Origin of the sequence: Pseudophaeobacter arcticus DSM 23566 (assembly GCF_000473205.1) — a bacterium.
GTDB classification, from domain to species: Bacteria; Pseudomonadota; Alphaproteobacteria; order Rhodobacterales; family Rhodobacteraceae; genus Pseudophaeobacter; species Pseudophaeobacter arcticus.
Window position 1 is genome coordinate 823596 of the sequence record NZ_KI421507.1, and the last position, 14716, is coordinate 838311.

16 protein-coding genes are annotated in these 14716 nt (G+C 59.1%); 5 read left to right on the forward strand and 11 right to left on the reverse strand.

Annotation, left to right across the window (positions count from 1 at the left end; genetic code table 11):
• Positions 1–39: 39 nt before the first annotated feature.
• Genes ARCT_RS25670 through ARCT_RS0107900 form a run of 5 tightly spaced genes read left to right on the forward strand, consistent with a single transcriptional unit; the run spans position 40 to position 4653 of the window.
• Positions 40–786: a GntR family transcriptional regulator gene (locus ARCT_RS25670; RefSeq protein WP_036784611.1), complete on the forward strand. Its 747-nt coding sequence runs from the start codon at positions 40–42 to the stop codon at positions 784–786.
• The gene (locus ARCT_RS0107885; RefSeq protein WP_027239575.1) at positions 783–1754 is read left to right on the forward strand and encodes a TRAP transporter substrate-binding protein; all 972 of its coding nucleotides are present in this window, start codon (positions 783–785) and stop codon (positions 1752–1754) included. Before ARCT_RS25670 ends, ARCT_RS0107885 begins: the two co-directional genes overlap by 4 nt.
• Before the next feature lie 59 nt (positions 1755–1813).
• The gene (locus tag ARCT_RS0107890; protein ID WP_027239576.1) at positions 1814–2320 is read left to right on the forward strand and encodes a TRAP transporter small permease; all 507 of its coding nucleotides are present in this window, start codon (positions 1814–1816) and stop codon (positions 2318–2320) included.
• A 3-nt stretch (positions 2321–2323) separates the two neighbouring features.
• The gene (locus tag ARCT_RS0107895) at positions 2324–3601 is read left to right on the forward strand and encodes a TRAP transporter large permease (protein WP_027239577.1); all 1278 of its coding nucleotides are present in this window, start codon (positions 2324–2326) and stop codon (positions 3599–3601) included.
• A gap of 8 nt (positions 3602–3609) precedes the next feature.
• Positions 3610–4653, forward strand: a complete 1044-nt coding sequence (locus ARCT_RS0107900) for an L-idonate 5-dehydrogenase (protein WP_027239578.1) — start codon at positions 3610–3612, stop codon at positions 4651–4653.
• A 282-nt stretch (positions 4654–4935) separates the two neighbouring features.
• On the opposite strand, the gene ARCT_RS0107905 is transcribed toward ARCT_RS0107900, so the two are convergent.
• The 11 genes from ARCT_RS0107905 to ARCT_RS0107955 all read right to left on the reverse strand — a co-directional run bounded on the left by ARCT_RS0107905 (position 4936) and on the right by ARCT_RS0107955 (position 14715).
• Positions 4936–5538: a class I SAM-dependent methyltransferase gene (locus ARCT_RS0107905; protein WP_036784615.1), complete on the reverse strand. Its 603-nt coding sequence runs from the start codon at positions 5536–5538 to the stop codon at positions 4936–4938.
• Positions 5539–5922: 384 nt separating this feature from the next.
• Positions 5923–6525, reverse strand: a complete 603-nt coding sequence (locus ARCT_RS0107910; protein WP_027239580.1) for an acyl-homoserine-lactone synthase — start codon at positions 6523–6525, stop codon at positions 5923–5925.
• Between the two features lie 154 nt (positions 6526–6679).
• Positions 6680–8440, reverse strand: coding sequence for an ATP-binding protein (locus ARCT_RS0107915; protein WP_027239581.1), 1761 nt, complete (start codon positions 8438–8440; stop codon positions 6680–6682).
• 1206 nt (positions 8441–9646) lie between these two features.
• Positions 9647–10267, reverse strand: a complete 621-nt coding sequence (locus tag ARCT_RS0107920) for a glutathione S-transferase family protein (protein WP_027239582.1) — start codon at positions 10265–10267, stop codon at positions 9647–9649.
• A 119-nt stretch (positions 10268–10386) separates the two neighbouring features.
• Entirely contained in the window at positions 10387–11025 is a 639-nt protein-coding gene (gene ureG / locus ARCT_RS0107925) for an urease accessory protein UreG (protein WP_027239583.1), read from the reverse strand.
• Entirely contained in the window at positions 11022–11675 is a 654-nt protein-coding gene (locus ARCT_RS0107930) for an urease accessory protein UreF (protein ID WP_027239584.1), read from the reverse strand. The genes ureG and ARCT_RS0107930 overlap by 4 nt, the downstream gene beginning before the upstream one ends.
• The gene (locus ARCT_RS0107935; protein ID WP_027239585.1) at positions 11659–12096 is read right to left on the reverse strand and encodes an urease accessory protein UreE; all 438 of its coding nucleotides are present in this window, start codon (positions 12094–12096) and stop codon (positions 11659–11661) included. Before ARCT_RS0107935 ends, ARCT_RS0107930 begins: the two co-directional genes overlap by 17 nt.
• A 10-nt stretch (positions 12097–12106) precedes the next feature.
• Positions 12107–13849: an urease subunit alpha gene (gene ureC / locus ARCT_RS0107940; protein WP_027239586.1), complete on the reverse strand. Its 1743-nt coding sequence runs from the start codon at positions 13847–13849 to the stop codon at positions 12107–12109.
• 72 nt (positions 13850–13921) lie between these two features.
• Positions 13922–14227: an urease subunit beta gene (locus tag ARCT_RS0107945; protein WP_027239587.1), complete on the reverse strand. Its 306-nt coding sequence runs from the start codon at positions 14225–14227 to the stop codon at positions 13922–13924.
• On the reverse strand, positions 14224–14400 hold the full coding sequence (locus ARCT_RS27930; RefSeq protein WP_154665328.1) for a hypothetical protein: 177 nt from the start codon (positions 14398–14400) through the stop codon (positions 14224–14226). Before ARCT_RS27930 ends, ARCT_RS0107945 begins: the two co-directional genes overlap by 4 nt.
• Before the next feature lie 12 nt (positions 14401–14412).
• Entirely contained in the window at positions 14413–14715 is a 303-nt protein-coding gene (locus tag ARCT_RS0107955) for an urease subunit gamma (protein WP_027239588.1), read from the reverse strand.
• Between the last annotated feature and the right edge of the window lies 1 nt (position 14716).

The following is a 14716-nucleotide window of genomic DNA, read 5'->3' on the forward strand; positions in this document are numbered from 1 at the left end:
TGGAAGTATGGTAATCAGCGGCAGGGAGGACGGCGAATCATGACAGCTCAGGGGCTCATTGCGAGTGATCTCAACCCATCTGCCGCGATATCGCCGCAGGTTTATGCCCAGTTGCGCGAAGCGATTATTCGCAACCGGTTTTCCCCAGGTGACCGTATTTCAGAAAGCGAGATCGCGCGCACCTGGTCGATCAGCCGTCAGCCGGTTCGCGAAGCCTTCATCAAGTTGGCGGGCGAGGGGTTGGTCGCTATCTTGCCGCAGCGTGGGACGGTCATCACAAAAATCGGCTATGGCGCGGTTCTGGACGCGCGGTTCCTGCGCGAGGCGATTGAGGCTGATATCGTGGCGATCCTTGCCACCCAACCCGACCCGGCAGTGATCCGCGAACTCCGCGAACAGCTTGCGGCGCAAGAGGCGGTGATCCGCACTGATCCAATGGATTTCATAGGGCTGGATGATCAGTTTCACCGAACGTTGGCGGATGCCGCCGGCAAGGTCGGCGCCTGGCGTCTGATCGAGGGACTGAAGTCGCAGATGGACCGCGTGCGGTATCTGTCACTGGGTCACTTTCCGGTAATGAAGCTGGTCGAACAACACAAAGCGGTGGTGGACCGCATAGAAATTGGCGACCCGCAAAGTGCCAATGCGGCCATCAGGGGTCATCTGCGCGAGGTCCTAAGTGACCTGCCGCAGATCCTGGAGGCCAATCCCGACTTTTTTGACCTGACGAACGGGGAAATCCCGCAACCGGTCAATGCGCCAATCCAAGGAGGAGAAGACAAATGACGTTTAACTGGAAAAAGACGATCGCTGCGGCAAGCCTTGCTGCATTGACTGCCATGCCGGCCTATGCGCAGGAAATGACCTTGAAGCTGGGCCATCTCGCCAACGAAGATAACCCGTGGCACCTCGCCTCGGTGAAGTTCGGCGAAGAGCTGGCAGCGCTGACCGAGGGCCGCATCGCGGTCGAAGTGTTCCCAAACGAGAGCCTTGGCAAGGAAATCGACCTGATCAACGGTATGCAGCTTGGCACGGTGGACATGACCATCACCGGTGAAAGCCTGCAGAACTGGGCGCCGCTTGCGGCGCTGCTGGCCGTGCCCTATGCCTATCGTTCGATCGAACATATGGACGAGGTTGCCTCTGGTGAGATCGGCGACCAGATCAAGGCGCAGATTGTGGAAAAAGCACAAATCCGCCCCATCGGGTATTTTGCGCGCGGGCCGCGGAACCTCACGTCGAACCGCCCGATTGCCCATCCGGATGATTTGAACGGCCTGAAGATGCGTGTGCCGAACGTGCCTTTGTTTGTCGATACCTGGCAGGCACTTGGCGCGAACCCAGGCCCGATGGCATTCTCCGAAGTCTTCACCTCGCTGCAGAACGGTACGATTGAAGCCCAGGAAAATCCGCTGGCTCTGATCCGGTCGGCCAGCTTCAATGAAGTGCAGAGCCATGTAAACTTGACCGAGCATGTGCGCTCGTGGATTTATCTGACGATTGCTGAATCCACCTGGAGCAAGTTGTCCGCAGACGATCAGGCTGCCGTCATGGAAGCCGCAGCCCGTGCACAGGCCTATGAGCGCGAACTGTTCAATGACTCGATTGCAGCTGATCGCGCCTATCTCGAAGAAAAAGGCATGACCTTTGTCGAGGTCGATGGCGCCGCCTTCCAAGCCGCCGCCAAGGACGCGGTCCTGAAGAACGTCAACGATGAGATCAAGCCGATCGTTGAAGGCCTGTTCTCCAAGTAACTCAGGACATGCGGTGCCTCTTTGGGGCGCCGCATCACACTCCAGCCGAGGACACCCTGATGGGACGCATCGACAAGATAATTCACCTGACAACGCGTCTGGCGCAGTGGGGCGTGGGGCTGTCCTTTGCCGTTCTGATCGCAACCGTCCTGTTGCAGGTCGGCGGTCGCCTGACCGGCCTGTCCTTTGTCTGGACCGAAGAGCTGACCCGCTATGCGTTGCTTTTCATGGTGGCATTTGGCATCGGACTTTCGTTTCGCACCGGTGATCTGGTCAACGTGGATGTGGTCTGTGAAGTCCTGCCGGGCCGTGGGCCCTGGGTCTTGCGCCTGATCTCTGCCTTGGTGACCGGCGGGCTGGCGCTGTACTTGCTCGTGCCCGCGTGGCGGTATGTCTCTATCGGCGCCCTGCAGACCTCACCGGCGCTGGGGCTGCGCATGGATTTTGTGCACCTGACGGTCTGGCTTCTGCTCCTGTTTCTCGCGGTGTTTGCCGCGTTGCGGGTGCTTGGCATGCTGACTGGCGCCGAAAACGGGTTACCCCAAAAAGCAGAGGAGGAGGTCTGAGGGATGGATGTCGCTGTATTGTTCATCGTCTTCATAGGCGGGCTGATCGTCGGAATACCCGTGGCCGTCACGCTGGGCGTATCATCGCTGGCCTATCTGCTGATTGCGGGCATCCCAGTGGTGGTCATGCCGCAGAAAATGTATGCTGGAATGGACGTTTTTGTTCTGCTGTCCATTCCGGGTTTCATCCTCGCGGGCAACTTGATGAACCGGGGCGGGATCACCCAACGCATCATCAGGTTTGCAAATTCGCTGGTGGGCTGGATCACGGGTGGTCTGGGATTGACCAACATTTCTGCCTCGATGCTGTTTGGCGGCATTACCGGCACGGCTGTGGCTGACGCGGCTTCCATCGGCGGTGTCATGATCCCGGGCATGAAAAAGGCTGGGTATCCAGCGGATTTCTCCGCTGCGGTCACTGCCGCATCGTCGACCGTTGGACCGATCATTCCCCCCTCGGTGCCGATGATCATCGTTGGCGCCCTCTCTGGTATCTCGGTTGGACAAATGTTCTTGGCCGGTGCGGTGCCTGGTATCCTCATGGGCGTCGCAATGATGGTCACGGCCTATGTGATCTCTGTCCGCAAGAACTTCCCCCGTCAAGAATGGCAAGGCTTCGGAGAAGTCGCACGCGCGTTCGCGGGGGCATTCTGGGCCTTGGCGATGACCTTCCTGATCATCTACGGGCTGCTTTCTGGCCTCGCCACTCCAACGGAAACCGCCATTGTGGCTTCGGTCTATGCCTTTATTGTCGGGGCCTTCATCTACCGTGAACTGCCCGTCGCCAAGCTGCCAGGCATCCTGGTTGAAAGCGGAACTTCGGCTGCGGGCATTCTTGCGCTGGTAGGTTTTGCCAATGTCTTTGGCTGGATACTGGTGTCGGAACGTATCCCGCAGGCCATCGCCGATGGCGTTCTTGGCATTACCGACAATCGGTTCCTGGTCATCCTGATGATCAACTTGTTGCTGCTTGTTGTGGGCATGTTCATGGAGACCATCGCGGCACTGATCATCTTGTTTGTGCCACTTCTGTCATTGGCCGAAGCGGTTGGGATCGATCCATTGCATTTCGCCACTTTCGCTGTGCTGAACTTGATGATTGGGTTGACCACGCCGCCGGTGGGTGTCTGCCTCTTTGTATGCGCAGGCATTGCGCGTCTTCCCCTGATGCCAGTTATCAAGGCAATCATGCCTTTCCTTTTGACCAATATCGCCGTCCTGCTGGCTGTGTCTTACATCCCGGCATTGGCGACTTGGTTGCCCTCCCTCCTGATCAAATGAGGCTCTGAATGAAAACCCGTGTTTGCCGCCTTTACGGAGAAAACGACCTTCGCATTGAAACGGAAACTGCTCCCAAGCCGGGGGCGGGGCAGGTCCTTTTGTCCATTGCGGCAGGTGGCATCTGTGGATCGGACATGCATTACCTGAGCCAAGGTGGCATTGGCACAATCCGCGTAACTGAACCGATAATTCTGGGTCATGAAGCCTCCGGTCGGGTGTTGGGCACAGGGGCGGGCGTGACAAAGCTCGCCGCGGGTGATGCCGTTGCGATCAATCCAAGCCGCTCCTGTGGCACCTGCCGCTTTTGCACCGAAGGGCTCTATATGCATTGCATGAATATGCGCTTCAACGGCTCTGCTATGCGGCTTCCCCATGAACAGGGGCTGTTTCGCGATTGTCTGGTGGTCGAAGCCGCGCAGTGCATAAAGGTGCCCGTTGATGCCGACCTAGGTGCCGTTGCCTGCGCAGAGCCTCTGGCAGTCTGTTTGCATGCTGCCCGTATCGCAGGTGATATCGCTGGCAAACGCGTTCTCATCACTGGAGCAGGTCCCATCGGAGCGCTTTGTACGGCTGTTGCTGCACATGAAGGAGCGTCCGAGATTGTCGTGACTGATCTGCAGGATGCGGCACTGGAGGTTGCTGCCCGCATGGGCGCAACGCGCTGCATCAACGTGATGCGCGACAGCGCTGCACTGGCCGAATATGAAGCGGACAAAGGGCATTTCGACCTTGTCTTTGAGTGCTCTGCTGTCGAATCTGCAATACGTTCGGCAATTGCGTCGCTGCGCCCACGCGGAACCCTGGTTCAGGTTGGTGTTGCTGGCGACACAGCGATGCCGATGAACGCAATTGTTGCAAAAGAAATAACATTGCAGGGCTCTTTCCGGTTCCATGAGGAATTTGGTCAAGCGGTCGATGCAATCACCTCCGGGCGGATCAACGTGCTACCGATCATCACGCAACGCTTTCCTCTGGATCAGGCAAGCGAAGCCTTTGCGGTGGCGGCAGATCGGTCCCAAGCCGTAAAAGTTCATTTGAACTTTTCGAGGTGAATGGAGGTCAAGGGGCGCAAAGGCGGTTCTTCACACCGTGAGCCCCTTTCAGTTTGAGTTGCCCAAGTGTGGCTGCGTTGTTTGTAAGCCTCGATACGGCAACCGGAAATCAGCCAGTTTCTCCCGCCTCGAACCGGTTTTGCCCGAAGCATGAGGAATGTCTTGCCACCAGTCGGGTGGCTAAAATCGAATGGTGTTGGTCAAATCACGGAAAGGGGCACGTTGCTGCGTGCTATGGGCCGGGAGCGGGGCAGGGCCCTGAATGGAGAGGAGGTTGCTTATCTATCCTACCATGAAGACATCATATCGCGTTGTTTTGCCGCGAATTTGGTGTGTACACGCCTGAACGCCTTCTATTGGATCGGCTTTGGCTGGCCATTTGAGAACCACCCGTTTGCGCGCATGTTGTATCGCCACCCGCACTAGATCCGCAGCGTCATCGTCAGTGCCGACGATGTCCCGAACTTGCCGCAACTCCCGTTTCACCAGGGCTGATTTCTTTCGTGCAGGGTGCATTGGATCTATCAAAATGGCATCTCCGGACAGTTTGGGGATCAGGTCTTTGGCGTCTCCCTTCAAAAGGGTCATGCGACCAATAATCTCGCGAAACTGGCCCCCCTCTTTCTCGGCACGTTCCATCCCTTGCATCAGCAATGCATGCATTTTTTCTGAACGCTCAATCAATGTCACTTGCGCCCCCAAGGAGGCTAAGAGAAATGAGTCCCGCCCCAGCCCGGCTGTTGCATCAATAACCGTGGGCGTTTTGCCCGCGCGCAGCCCTATTGCTTTTGCCAGGTCTTGACCACGACCGCCGCCGAACCGAAGCCGGTGCGCCACTGGTCCTTCGACAAAATCGACCCTCAGTTCTGCCTCAACCTGTTTCAAAATCTACTCATTTTTGATCTCTGAAGAGCACCAATATCCATGGATTTCAGTCTGGATAGCTATTCTATATTGACCACAGCGCCTAAATTCAAAGGCTAAAACGAGGTCGCTTTTGATGCCGCTGCGACCTTCGCGCGAATTTCCTGAACATGCACAAAACAGAACGGTCTTGGGTCTTGCTTATATGTAGGACTATCTCCATCGGCAGGCCGAAAGGCGGATTTTGCAAATGTCGCGCCCTGCGCATTCCAGCCGTTGGCTCGGCAAGAGGCATGGACAATCGTGAAGAGGGCGGGGGATGTGGTCTGAGGGCCACCAAGCCCCTGGGCACCCACCTGCAAAGGCTGGGGGATGCCGGTCCTGGCTTTGCGACCAGGGGGCAGATCAGGCTGCGTGGCTGCGCACGTTTTTGGCGTCAACCTTCAGATGATAGGCCTGGCAGGTCTCGCCGCCAACCTCGAGGCGCGGCCCCGCCGGCGAAATTGTGAGACCGGTGCGGCGCATGAGCAGCCCGGCGGCGACAGAGGTCAGGCAGATATAGGAGTCAAAATTCCACGTCTTTGCCAGTCGGGCAAGCGCCAGCCCGATTTCACTTCTCACCCGCATTCGGTCACGGCTGCTCAGGGTGTCCGTCACAAAAACCCTGCTGACCTCCCATGTTCCGGGATCCTGCGGTGCGGGTTCGTCAAGAAGGTTTGTCGGCATATCCGGTAGCAGGCCAAGCTGCGCATCACGCAGCATGTAACTTGCGTTGAAGTTCTTGGCGGTGGTGGGGGTCACCCGCAGGCCGCCGTAGACCGTCAATCCATCGTGAATTGTGCAATAGATGCTTTCCGGGGTGTCATACTGGTCAAACTCGAGCCCGCGCGTATTGGGGAGTTTCCAACCGCGCGTTTCGATAAAGTGATGATAGCGGGCGCGTAAAAGCGCCGTGAATAATGTCCCGGTTTCACCCAGATTATCAAAGGTGATCTCTGTCGATTGCATTTGGGTGCCTACCCATTTGTTTGGATCTCTCGAGACTCAGTCTTGAGGGATATGCTAAAATTTAAAACAACTTTTACAGGCAATCGTAAATTTTACATTAACTTACACAAGAACATCTTGGGGGGATGTGTCCCTGGGTGGCAGAGGCCGCGGTTTACTGTGAGGTTTTTGCTGCACGGCTGGATGCCGAAACGCTGCGAATCTCAGACAACAGGACCGATTTCTTTACTGGCTTGGCGATATAGCCCAAGGCCCCAAGCGCGAGGAACCGTTGGCGGTCTTCGGTTGCGGCATTTGCCGTGAGCATAACCACCGGCGTTGCGGCAATTCGACCGCCGCGTCTGGCCATTTCCAACAAGGTTTCCTCGCCATCCATGATTGGCATTTTCATGTCTAGCAAAACAAGATCCACAGGCCGCTGCTCCAGGCATTTCAGAGCTTTGGCCCCATCTTCGGCCTCGATTATCTCGACATTGCTCTTTTTCAGAAAGGAGCGCACAACCATGCGGTTGGACTGCGTATCATCGACAAGCAATATGGTTTTGATACCAAGATCATGGTCCAGCTCCTGCGCGCCTTCTGTGGTGCTTTGGTTGTCGGAAAACTCTGCAGTGGCTTTGGGCTCTTCCAGGACCTTGACCTGGCTGGTGAAGGAAAAACAGCTTCCCTTCTTCAGAACGGAGCTGACTGAAATGTCTCCCCCCATCATCCGTGCGAACCGGCGCGCAATGGAAAGCCCAAGACCAGTGCCCGGCACCGTGGGCGCATTTTTATCCACTGCCCGGTAAAACTCGGTAAAGAGATGAGGGAGCTGATTTGCGGCGATACCGCGCCCCGTATCCGAAACCTGGACGGTCAGAATGGCGTGATCCTGGTCCTGCTGCGCCGTCACATGGACCTTGATATGCCCGGATTCGGTAAATTTGACCGCATTGGAAACCAGGTTTCCAATCACCTGCCTTAGTCTCAGGGCGTCAAATTCAGCGTAGCCTGGGAGACCCTCTCCAAAACTCAGACTGAACTGCAGGCCCTTGGCCCGAGCAGGCGCGCGAAACATTTCCACCGCACTGGTGATTTCAACCCGGGGCGAGGCTGCGGTGAGATTGGCCTCGATATGGCCGGATTCCACTTTGGCGTGGTCGAGAACATCGTTCAAAATACCGGTGAGCGCCTGAGCGGATTGCCGCAGCAACAGGCTGCGCTCCTGTTGTGTCTTTGGGTCAGTGTCTTCTTCATCGATGAGTTCGGCCATGCCGCAAATGGCATTCAGCGGGGTGCGGATCTCGTGGCTCATGGCAGCCAGAAAACGGCTCTTGGCGCGGCTTCCGGCCTCAGCGGCGCTCAGGGCGTGGCGCAGCCGGTCGGTCATTTGGTTGAGCGACCGCATACTATGGGCAACATACCCGGCCCCAAGCACCAGAATGACAACGGCGATGCCGATCTCAACCGGGCTGGCAAAGGAGTAAAGAAAGCTGACAATCATAAATCCGACAGCGCAAATGATTGGCAATGCAGTAATCAGGCCAAAGACCATCCACTCAGCGCGGGCTACCACGCAGTGATTGAGCGCGATCACCAACAGCATGGTGCCGGCGAGCTTGGGAAAGGCGTCGGGCTGCAGAAATAGCAGTATGGGGATGGCGTTGAAAAACAAGATGCCAACAAAGGCGGAGAGCGAGAGGATCACAACTCCGGAGAGAGTGACCTCGCGCTTCAACTTGTTGTACACATAAAGCCCGATAAGCTCGATGATGGCGATGCAGAGATAGATAAGGCAGACGGTCTGAAACGGCAGGTAGTAGAGCGACAGGAACGAAACGACGGTGATCGAAGCAAACCGAGAGGGCATGTCTTCGCGGACCAGTTGGTTTTGAGCGGCCACCGCAGCCTTAAGGTCTGGTGATAAATTCAACATTCGCATTATCCTTGCGGTGCCCTTTACATCGTTCCTTGTTTGGCCAACCAAGTGCCGGTAGCAATCGTTCACAATCTTATAGTCTAGAAACCACCTATTGCGCGGAGCATAGGGCGCAAAAAGTGAGCGGTACCTTAATCGGGGTGATCCGGACGAGTGACCTCGCCCCAAAACCGCACCCCTGTTTCTGTCTTTTTGCAAGTGTTGCCCTTTGGGTGCTCGGTGATCAAGCCCGTCAATCGCAGCCATGGTCACCGTTCGGGATCCAAAGGGGGGGAATACACTCCAAGCCATTCTTCAATAGGCAGCGCAGCAAGGCTGCGGGCTGTGCACCAGTTAAATAAAACCAAGGACAAAAAATGTTATGCACCCGATCGTTTTGCGGTGTCAGCGCAGAAAATCCTGCGCGCTGCGGGCCGCTCCGATTCAGAATAAGCTCAGCACATTGCCGCCCTTTGGGGAAATTCGCGGGGCCATAGCCATTGTGCGACAGGCTTGGGCGCGCGGGGATCTGTCGGGGGCAGAGCACGGACTAGGGCGTTGTTTTGGCACTGTTTCGCCCGGTGGTGGTGACGACCCCGCCTGCGCGGCTGTCACGGCAGGGTTTCCATTTTGCCGCCCGGTTCTGTTCCCCGGTTTTGGGCCCAAATGACAGGCTTGGGTGCGGGGGATGGCAGAACCTTGTCACTGCTTTTGTCTCTTTCGGCATCAGTCTGGGGAGGGACGGGCGTAGGATCAAATTGAGCTGAGCTGATCCGCCTGACCTGCCTGATCCGCCTGATCTGACTGGCGGATTCTTGCCGGGCACTGGGGAGTCGGAACAACCCTTCCGGGTGTTTGTGCCAATTGGAAAAGCTCATGTACCGATTGTAGCAGACTGTCCTCCCGCCGAATATTATGCGGCTGTGGCGAACCTGCCTGTGCAGGCTGCGGTTTGCCGGGCAGCCCCACTGATACTGATGTGGCCAGGCGATTTGGTGATGGATTTGGTGATGTCAGAGCTGACCTGGGCTCTCGTTCTGGCAGTGGTCATGCCTAAAAAACGCCCCCGGTCAGAGCACCGAATGCCAAGGCTCACCAGGTCTTTGCCGACCGCGCCAAGAAGGCGCCTTTGCGCGGTGCGAGGCGAGGACCGGGTGAGACAAAAGTGAAGGAGCAGAGCCCTGAGCAGTTTCAGTGTGCTCAGGGCTCTGCCGGGTGGCAGGCCTAGGCAAAGGCGTAGGCACCACCTTTTTCAAGCGCCCGCTGATAGGCCGGTCGCGCCTGCATACTGGCCACAAAGCCCGCCAGTTTTGGCAGGTTTTTCCCCTGACCCTGAGCAATGGCGATTTCGGCGGGGAAGCTCAGCATGATATCTGCGGCTGACAGGTCATCCTGAACAAAATGACCCGAGGGGCGCAGCTGGCTCTCCATATAGGCAAAGTGGCTCTGCAGTTGCTGGGCGATACGCGGCGCCAGCGGCGCGCCAGCTTCGCCCAGTTTCCCCACATAAAGCTGCAACAGGATGGGCGTCATCGCAGAGCCTTCGGCAAAATGCATCAGCTCCAGATGGGTGATATAGGCATCGGTGTTGCGCGCGGGCACCAGTTGCGGCCCAAAGCCGGCGCAGAGATAGTCAACAATTGCGCCACTTTCGGTGATGATCCGCCCGTCTACCTCCAGCATGGGCGATTTGCCCAAGGGGTGTTTGGCGAGCAGCGCTGGGGGCGCCAGATTGGTCACGCTATCGCGCTGATAGTGTTCGATCTCATAGGGCTGCCCCAGCTCCTCCAGCAGCCAGAGAACGCGCTGGGAGCGTGAGTTGTTGAGATGATGTACGGTAAACATTTAGGCCTCCTGACCCAGTGGTTCTGTGTCGTTCCCCGCAGGCTGGCGCCCTTTGCCGCCCAGCACCAGCGTCACGTTGGGTCACGCCCGTATACGCCCGTTCACGCAGGTCTGGGCGCTCAGCGGGCGGGGCGCTTTCCCGCCGAGGGCAGGCCGCCGATGTTGCGGATCTCCTGCCAGACCGCATCGACACCGACGCGGGCCTTTAGATTGGTGAAATAGGTCGGCAGCCCCTGTCGCATACGCGCGGCGTCGCGTTCCATCACCTCCAGGCTGGCGCCCACATGCGGCGCCAGATCGGTCTTGTTGATCACCAGAATATCCGAACGGGTCACCGCCGGGCCGCCCTTGCGGGGGATCTCTTCGCCTGCGGCCACGTCGATCACATAGATGGTCAGATCCGCCAGCTCGGGGCTGAAGGTGGCCGACAGGTTATCACCGCCGCTTTCGATCAACACGATCTCGACCTCCGGGTGGCGGTCTACCATTTCAGCCACCGCCGCCAGATTGATCGAGGCATCTTCGCGGATGGCCGTATGCGGGCAGCCGCCGGTCTCTACCCCGATGATGCGGTCCGACGGCAGCACCTGCATGCGCACCAGCGCTTCGGCGTCTTCCTGGGTGTAGATGTCATTGGTGATGACGCCAATGGAATGTATCCCGCGCAGGGTTTCGGCCAGCGCAGCGGTCAGCGTGGTCTTGCCGGCACCAACCGGTCCACCGATGCCAATACGAAGGGGGCCATTGGGGCTCATCATGTGCGAAATATCCTTGATCGTTGGGTTTCGTGTTTCATCGCGGCGATGTCGGCCAAAAAGGCGGTGGCCGAGAGCTGGCCCAGATCGCCATCGCGGGTCTGCTCTGCAATGGCGGGCAGGCGGCAGCTGAGCCGTTGCAGGATCTGTTGCCCCTCGGTCTGGCCCACCGGCAGCAGGCGCTGGCCGGCGGCAACCAGATTGGACAAAAAGGCCTGCAGGTACATCACCTGGGTCAGCTCCAGCGGCAAGCCTTCAGCCGCCGCAGCCGCCCCCAGCGCCACCGGGTAGGTCAGCCCGGCAAGCGGCGCGCCCCAGATCCCCTGGGTCACGAGGCCAAAGCTGCGGCCTTGCTGACGGGTTTCCAGCAGCCGTTCCCGTGACGCCGCAAAGGCACAGGCGGTGGCGTCGACTGCGGCCAGATCAGCGGTCTCTTTGGCGCGCCAGGCAGCCGCCAGAAACAGCGCATCCGCGCGCCCGGCGCCATGCTCCAGCACCTCTTCCAGCCAAGCCTCCAGATCGGCGCCATCGCGGAGCCAGGCCTGATCCGCAGCCGCTTCCAGGCCATGGCTATAGGCAAAGGCGCCCACCGGATAGGCCGGCGACAGCCATTGGCTGAGCGTGAGGACCTGCGCGCTAGTGGCTGTGGCCATGGGTGCGTCCGTGGCCATAGGCGCCGCCTTCGGGGGTAAAGGGCGCGTCAACCTGGCGCAGATCAGCGCCCAGTTTTTCCAGCATATCGCGCAGCACATGGTCCATCTGGATCAGCAGCCGATCCTCTTCGACCTGACAGGGGGTATGGCGGTTGCCGATATGCCAGGCGAGCCGGGGCAGATCGCCGGTGACTTCCAGCAGGGTTTCAGTGGCGGGGATGACCTCAATCAGCCGCCCGTCAGAGAGCTTGAACGCATCGCCCTGTCCCACAGATGAGGTCTGCGCCAGATCCACCAGGAACTGCGCCCCGGAGGTGGTGGTCAGAACCTTGCGGCGCAAAAACCGTGCATCATAGGTGAGCGTCACCTGGTCGTCGCCATGGTGGCTGTGGATCACTTCGCGGGCGGTTGGCAGGTCCATTGCGGCCTCCTCAGAACATGAAATAACGTTGGGCCATGGGCAGCACTTCGGCGGGCTGACAGGTCAGCAGCTCCCCATCGGCGCGCACCTCATAGGTTTCGGGGTTCACCTCCATCACCGGGGTGGCGGTGTTCAGGCGCAGATCTTTCTTGCCGATGTTGCGGGTGTTTTGCACCGCCACAGTGTGCTTTGCCAGTCCCAGGCTCTGGCCGATCCCGGCGGCCTGTGCGGCCGCAGAGACAAAGGTCACGGCAGAGTTTTCCACGGCGCGGCCAAAGGCGCCAAACATCGGCCGCGAATACACCGGCTGCGGCGTCGGGATCGAGGCATTGGGATCGCCCATCTGCGCCATCACGATAGAGCCTCCCAGCAGCACCATTTCCGGTTTGACGCCAAAAAAGGCCGGATTCCACAGCACCAGATCGGCGCGTTTGCCCTCTTCCAGGCTGCCGATTTCATGGGATATCCCATGGGCAATCGCCGGGTTGATGGTGTATTTGGCAATGTAGCGTCGCACCCGGTAGTTGTCGTTGTCGCCGGTTTCCTCGGCCAGCCGTCCGCGCTGTTTCTTCATCTTGTCAGCGGTTTGCCAGGTGCGGATCAGCACTTCGCCCACCCGGCCCATGGCCTGGCTGTCAGAGGCAATGATGCTGAATGCGCCCATATCGTGCAGGATATCCTCGGCGGCGATGGTCTCGCGGCGGATGCGGCTTTCGGCAAAGGCGACGTCTTCGGGGATGGATTTGTCCAGGTGGTGGCAGACCATCAGCATATCCAGATGCTCTTCCAGCGTGTTCACCGTGAAGGGCCGCGTCGGGTTGGTCGAGGAGGGCAGCACATGCTCTTCGCCGCAGATCTTGATGATATCCGGCGCGTGGCCGCCGCCGGCGCCCTCGGTGTGGAAGGCATGGATGGTGCGGCCCTTGATGGCGCCCAGGGTATGTTCGACAAAGCCGCTTTCATTCAGGGTATCTGTATGGATCATCACCTGCACATCCATGGCGTCTGCCACCGAGAGGCAGCAGTCGATGGCGGCCGGGGTTGAGCCCCAGTCTTCATGCAGTTTCAAAGCGCAGGCGCCGCCCAGAACCTGCTCTTCCAGGGCGGCAGGCAGCGATGCGTTGCCCTTGCCGGCAAAGGCCAGGTTCATTGGAAACGCATCCGCCGCCTGCATCATGCGACCAAGGTGCCAGGCACCGGGGGTGCAGGTGGTGGCCAAAGTCCCATGGGCTGGCCCGGTGCCTCCGCCCAGCATGGTGGTCAGGCCGGAATGCAGCGCGTCTTCGATCTGCTGCGGGCAGATAAAATGGATATGGCTGTCAAATCCCCCTGCGGTCAGGATGCGCCCCTCGCCGGCGATCACCTCGGTGCCGGGGCCAACAATGACATCAACGCCGGGCTGGGTATCAGGGTTGCCTGCCTTGCCGATCTTGGCAATGCGCCCGTCCCGCAGACCCACATCGGCCTTGTAGATGCCAGAGTGATCGACAATCAGCGCATTGGTGATCACCGTGTCTACGGCGCCAGCGGCGCGGGTGGCCTGCGATTGCCCCATACCGTCACGGATCACCTTGCCGCCGCCAAATTTGACCTCTTCGCCATAGAGCGCGGCATTTCTTGAGCCCGCAGCGCGCTCGGCGGTGAGGTCGCGTTCGACCTCGATGATCAGGTCCGTATCGGCAAGGCGCAGCCTGTCGCCAGTGGTCGGGCCAAACATGGCGGCATAATCAGCGCGGGAAATCTGGGTGGGCATACGGTTGAAACCTCGGCAAAACAGTTTGGTATTGGGGCGCAGTTGCATGCGCCCCGAGGGTGACAGCGACGGTCAGAGCGCGCCCATGACCTTTTGGTTAAAGCCAAAGACCCGCCGGGCACCGGAAAAGGGCACCAGTTGCACCTCGCGGCGCTGGCCGGGCTCAAACCGCACGGCAGTCCCGGCGGCGATGTCCAGGCGGCAGCCATGTGCGGCGTCGCGGTCAAATTCCAGCGCCGGGTTGGCCTCGGCGAAATGATAGTGTGACCCCACCTGCACCGGGCGGTCGCCGGTATTGGCGACCATCAGCACCTGCGCCTCACGATCCGCATTCAGCGTCAGATTGCCGGGCGCAGGCAGCAGCTCTCCGGGGATCATGTGCGCGTCTTCCAGGCAATATAGCCACCGACGATGACCAGCGCGACCAGCGCCGCAAGGCCCAGCATGTCTTTGGGATGGGTGTGGATTTCTACCGCACCATGGGCCAGCACTGGCGTGCCTTGTAGCGCAAGAGACAGACCGGAGGCGGCAGCAAGAGACAGAGTTTTCATCGGGGATTTCCTTTAGCGGATGGGGTTATGCACGGTCACCAGCTTGGTGCCGTCGGGAAAGGTGGCTTCGACCTGGACGTCATGGATCATCTCGGGGATGCCCTCCATGCACTGGTCACGGCTGATGACCTCGGCGCCGGCCTCCATCATGTCAGCGACGGAACGGCCATCGCGGGCGCCCTCCACCACGGCATCGGTGATCAGGGCGATGGCCTCGGGATGGTTCAGCTTGACGCCGCGCGCCAGACGGCGGCGGGCCACTTCGGCGGCCATGGCGATCAGCAGTTTGTCTTTTTCTCGGGGGGTCAGGTTCATG

Bases quoted from the DNA above. Each gene is read 5' to 3' on its own strand.
- ARCT_RS25670 (WP_036784611.1), top strand. From the start codon at position 40: ATGACAGCTCAGGGGCTCATTGCGAGTGATCTCAACCCATCTGCCGCG.
- ARCT_RS0107885 (WP_027239575.1), top strand. From the start codon at position 783: ATGACGTTTAACTGGAAAAAGACGATCGCTGCGGCAAGCCTTGCTGCA.
- ARCT_RS0107890 (WP_027239576.1), top strand. From the start codon at position 1,814: ATGGGACGCATCGACAAGATAATTCACCTGACAACGCGTCTGGCGCAG.
- ARCT_RS0107895 (WP_027239577.1), top strand. From the start codon at position 2,324: ATGGATGTCGCTGTATTGTTCATCGTCTTCATAGGCGGGCTGATCGTC.
- ARCT_RS0107900 (WP_027239578.1), top strand. From the start codon at position 3,610: ATGAAAACCCGTGTTTGCCGCCTTTACGGAGAAAACGACCTTCGCATT.
- ARCT_RS0107910 (WP_027239580.1), bottom strand. From the start codon at position 6,525: ATGCAATCGACAGAGATCACCTTTGATAATCTGGGTGAAACCGGGACA.
- ARCT_RS0107915 (WP_027239581.1), bottom strand. From the start codon at position 8,440: ATGTTGAATTTATCACCAGACCTTAAGGCTGCGGTGGCCGCTCAAAAC.
- ARCT_RS0107920 (WP_027239582.1), bottom strand. From the start codon at position 10,267: ATGTTTACCGTACATCATCTCAACAACTCACGCTCCCAGCGCGTTCTC.
- ureG (WP_027239583.1), bottom strand. From the start codon at position 11,025: ATGATGAGCCCCAATGGCCCCCTTCGTATTGGCATCGGTGGACCGGTT.
- ARCT_RS0107930 (WP_027239584.1), bottom strand. From the start codon at position 11,675: ATGGCCACAGCCACTAGCGCGCAGGTCCTCACGCTCAGCCAATGGCTG.
- ARCT_RS0107935 (WP_027239585.1), bottom strand. From the start codon at position 12,096: ATGGACCTGCCAACCGCCCGCGAAGTGATCCACAGCCACCATGGCGAC.
- ureC (WP_027239586.1), bottom strand. From the start codon at position 13,849: ATGCCCACCCAGATTTCCCGCGCTGATTATGCCGCCATGTTTGGCCCG.
- ARCT_RS0107945 (WP_027239587.1), bottom strand. From the start codon at position 14,227: ATGATCCCCGGAGAGCTGCTGCCTGCGCCCGGCAATCTGACGCTGAAT.
- ARCT_RS27930 (WP_154665328.1), bottom strand. From the start codon at position 14,400: ATGAAAACTCTGTCTCTTGCTGCCGCCTCCGGTCTGTCTCTTGCGCTA.
- ARCT_RS0107955 (WP_027239588.1), bottom strand. From the start codon at position 14,715: ATGAACCTGACCCCCCGAGAAAAAGACAAACTGCTGATCGCCATGGCC.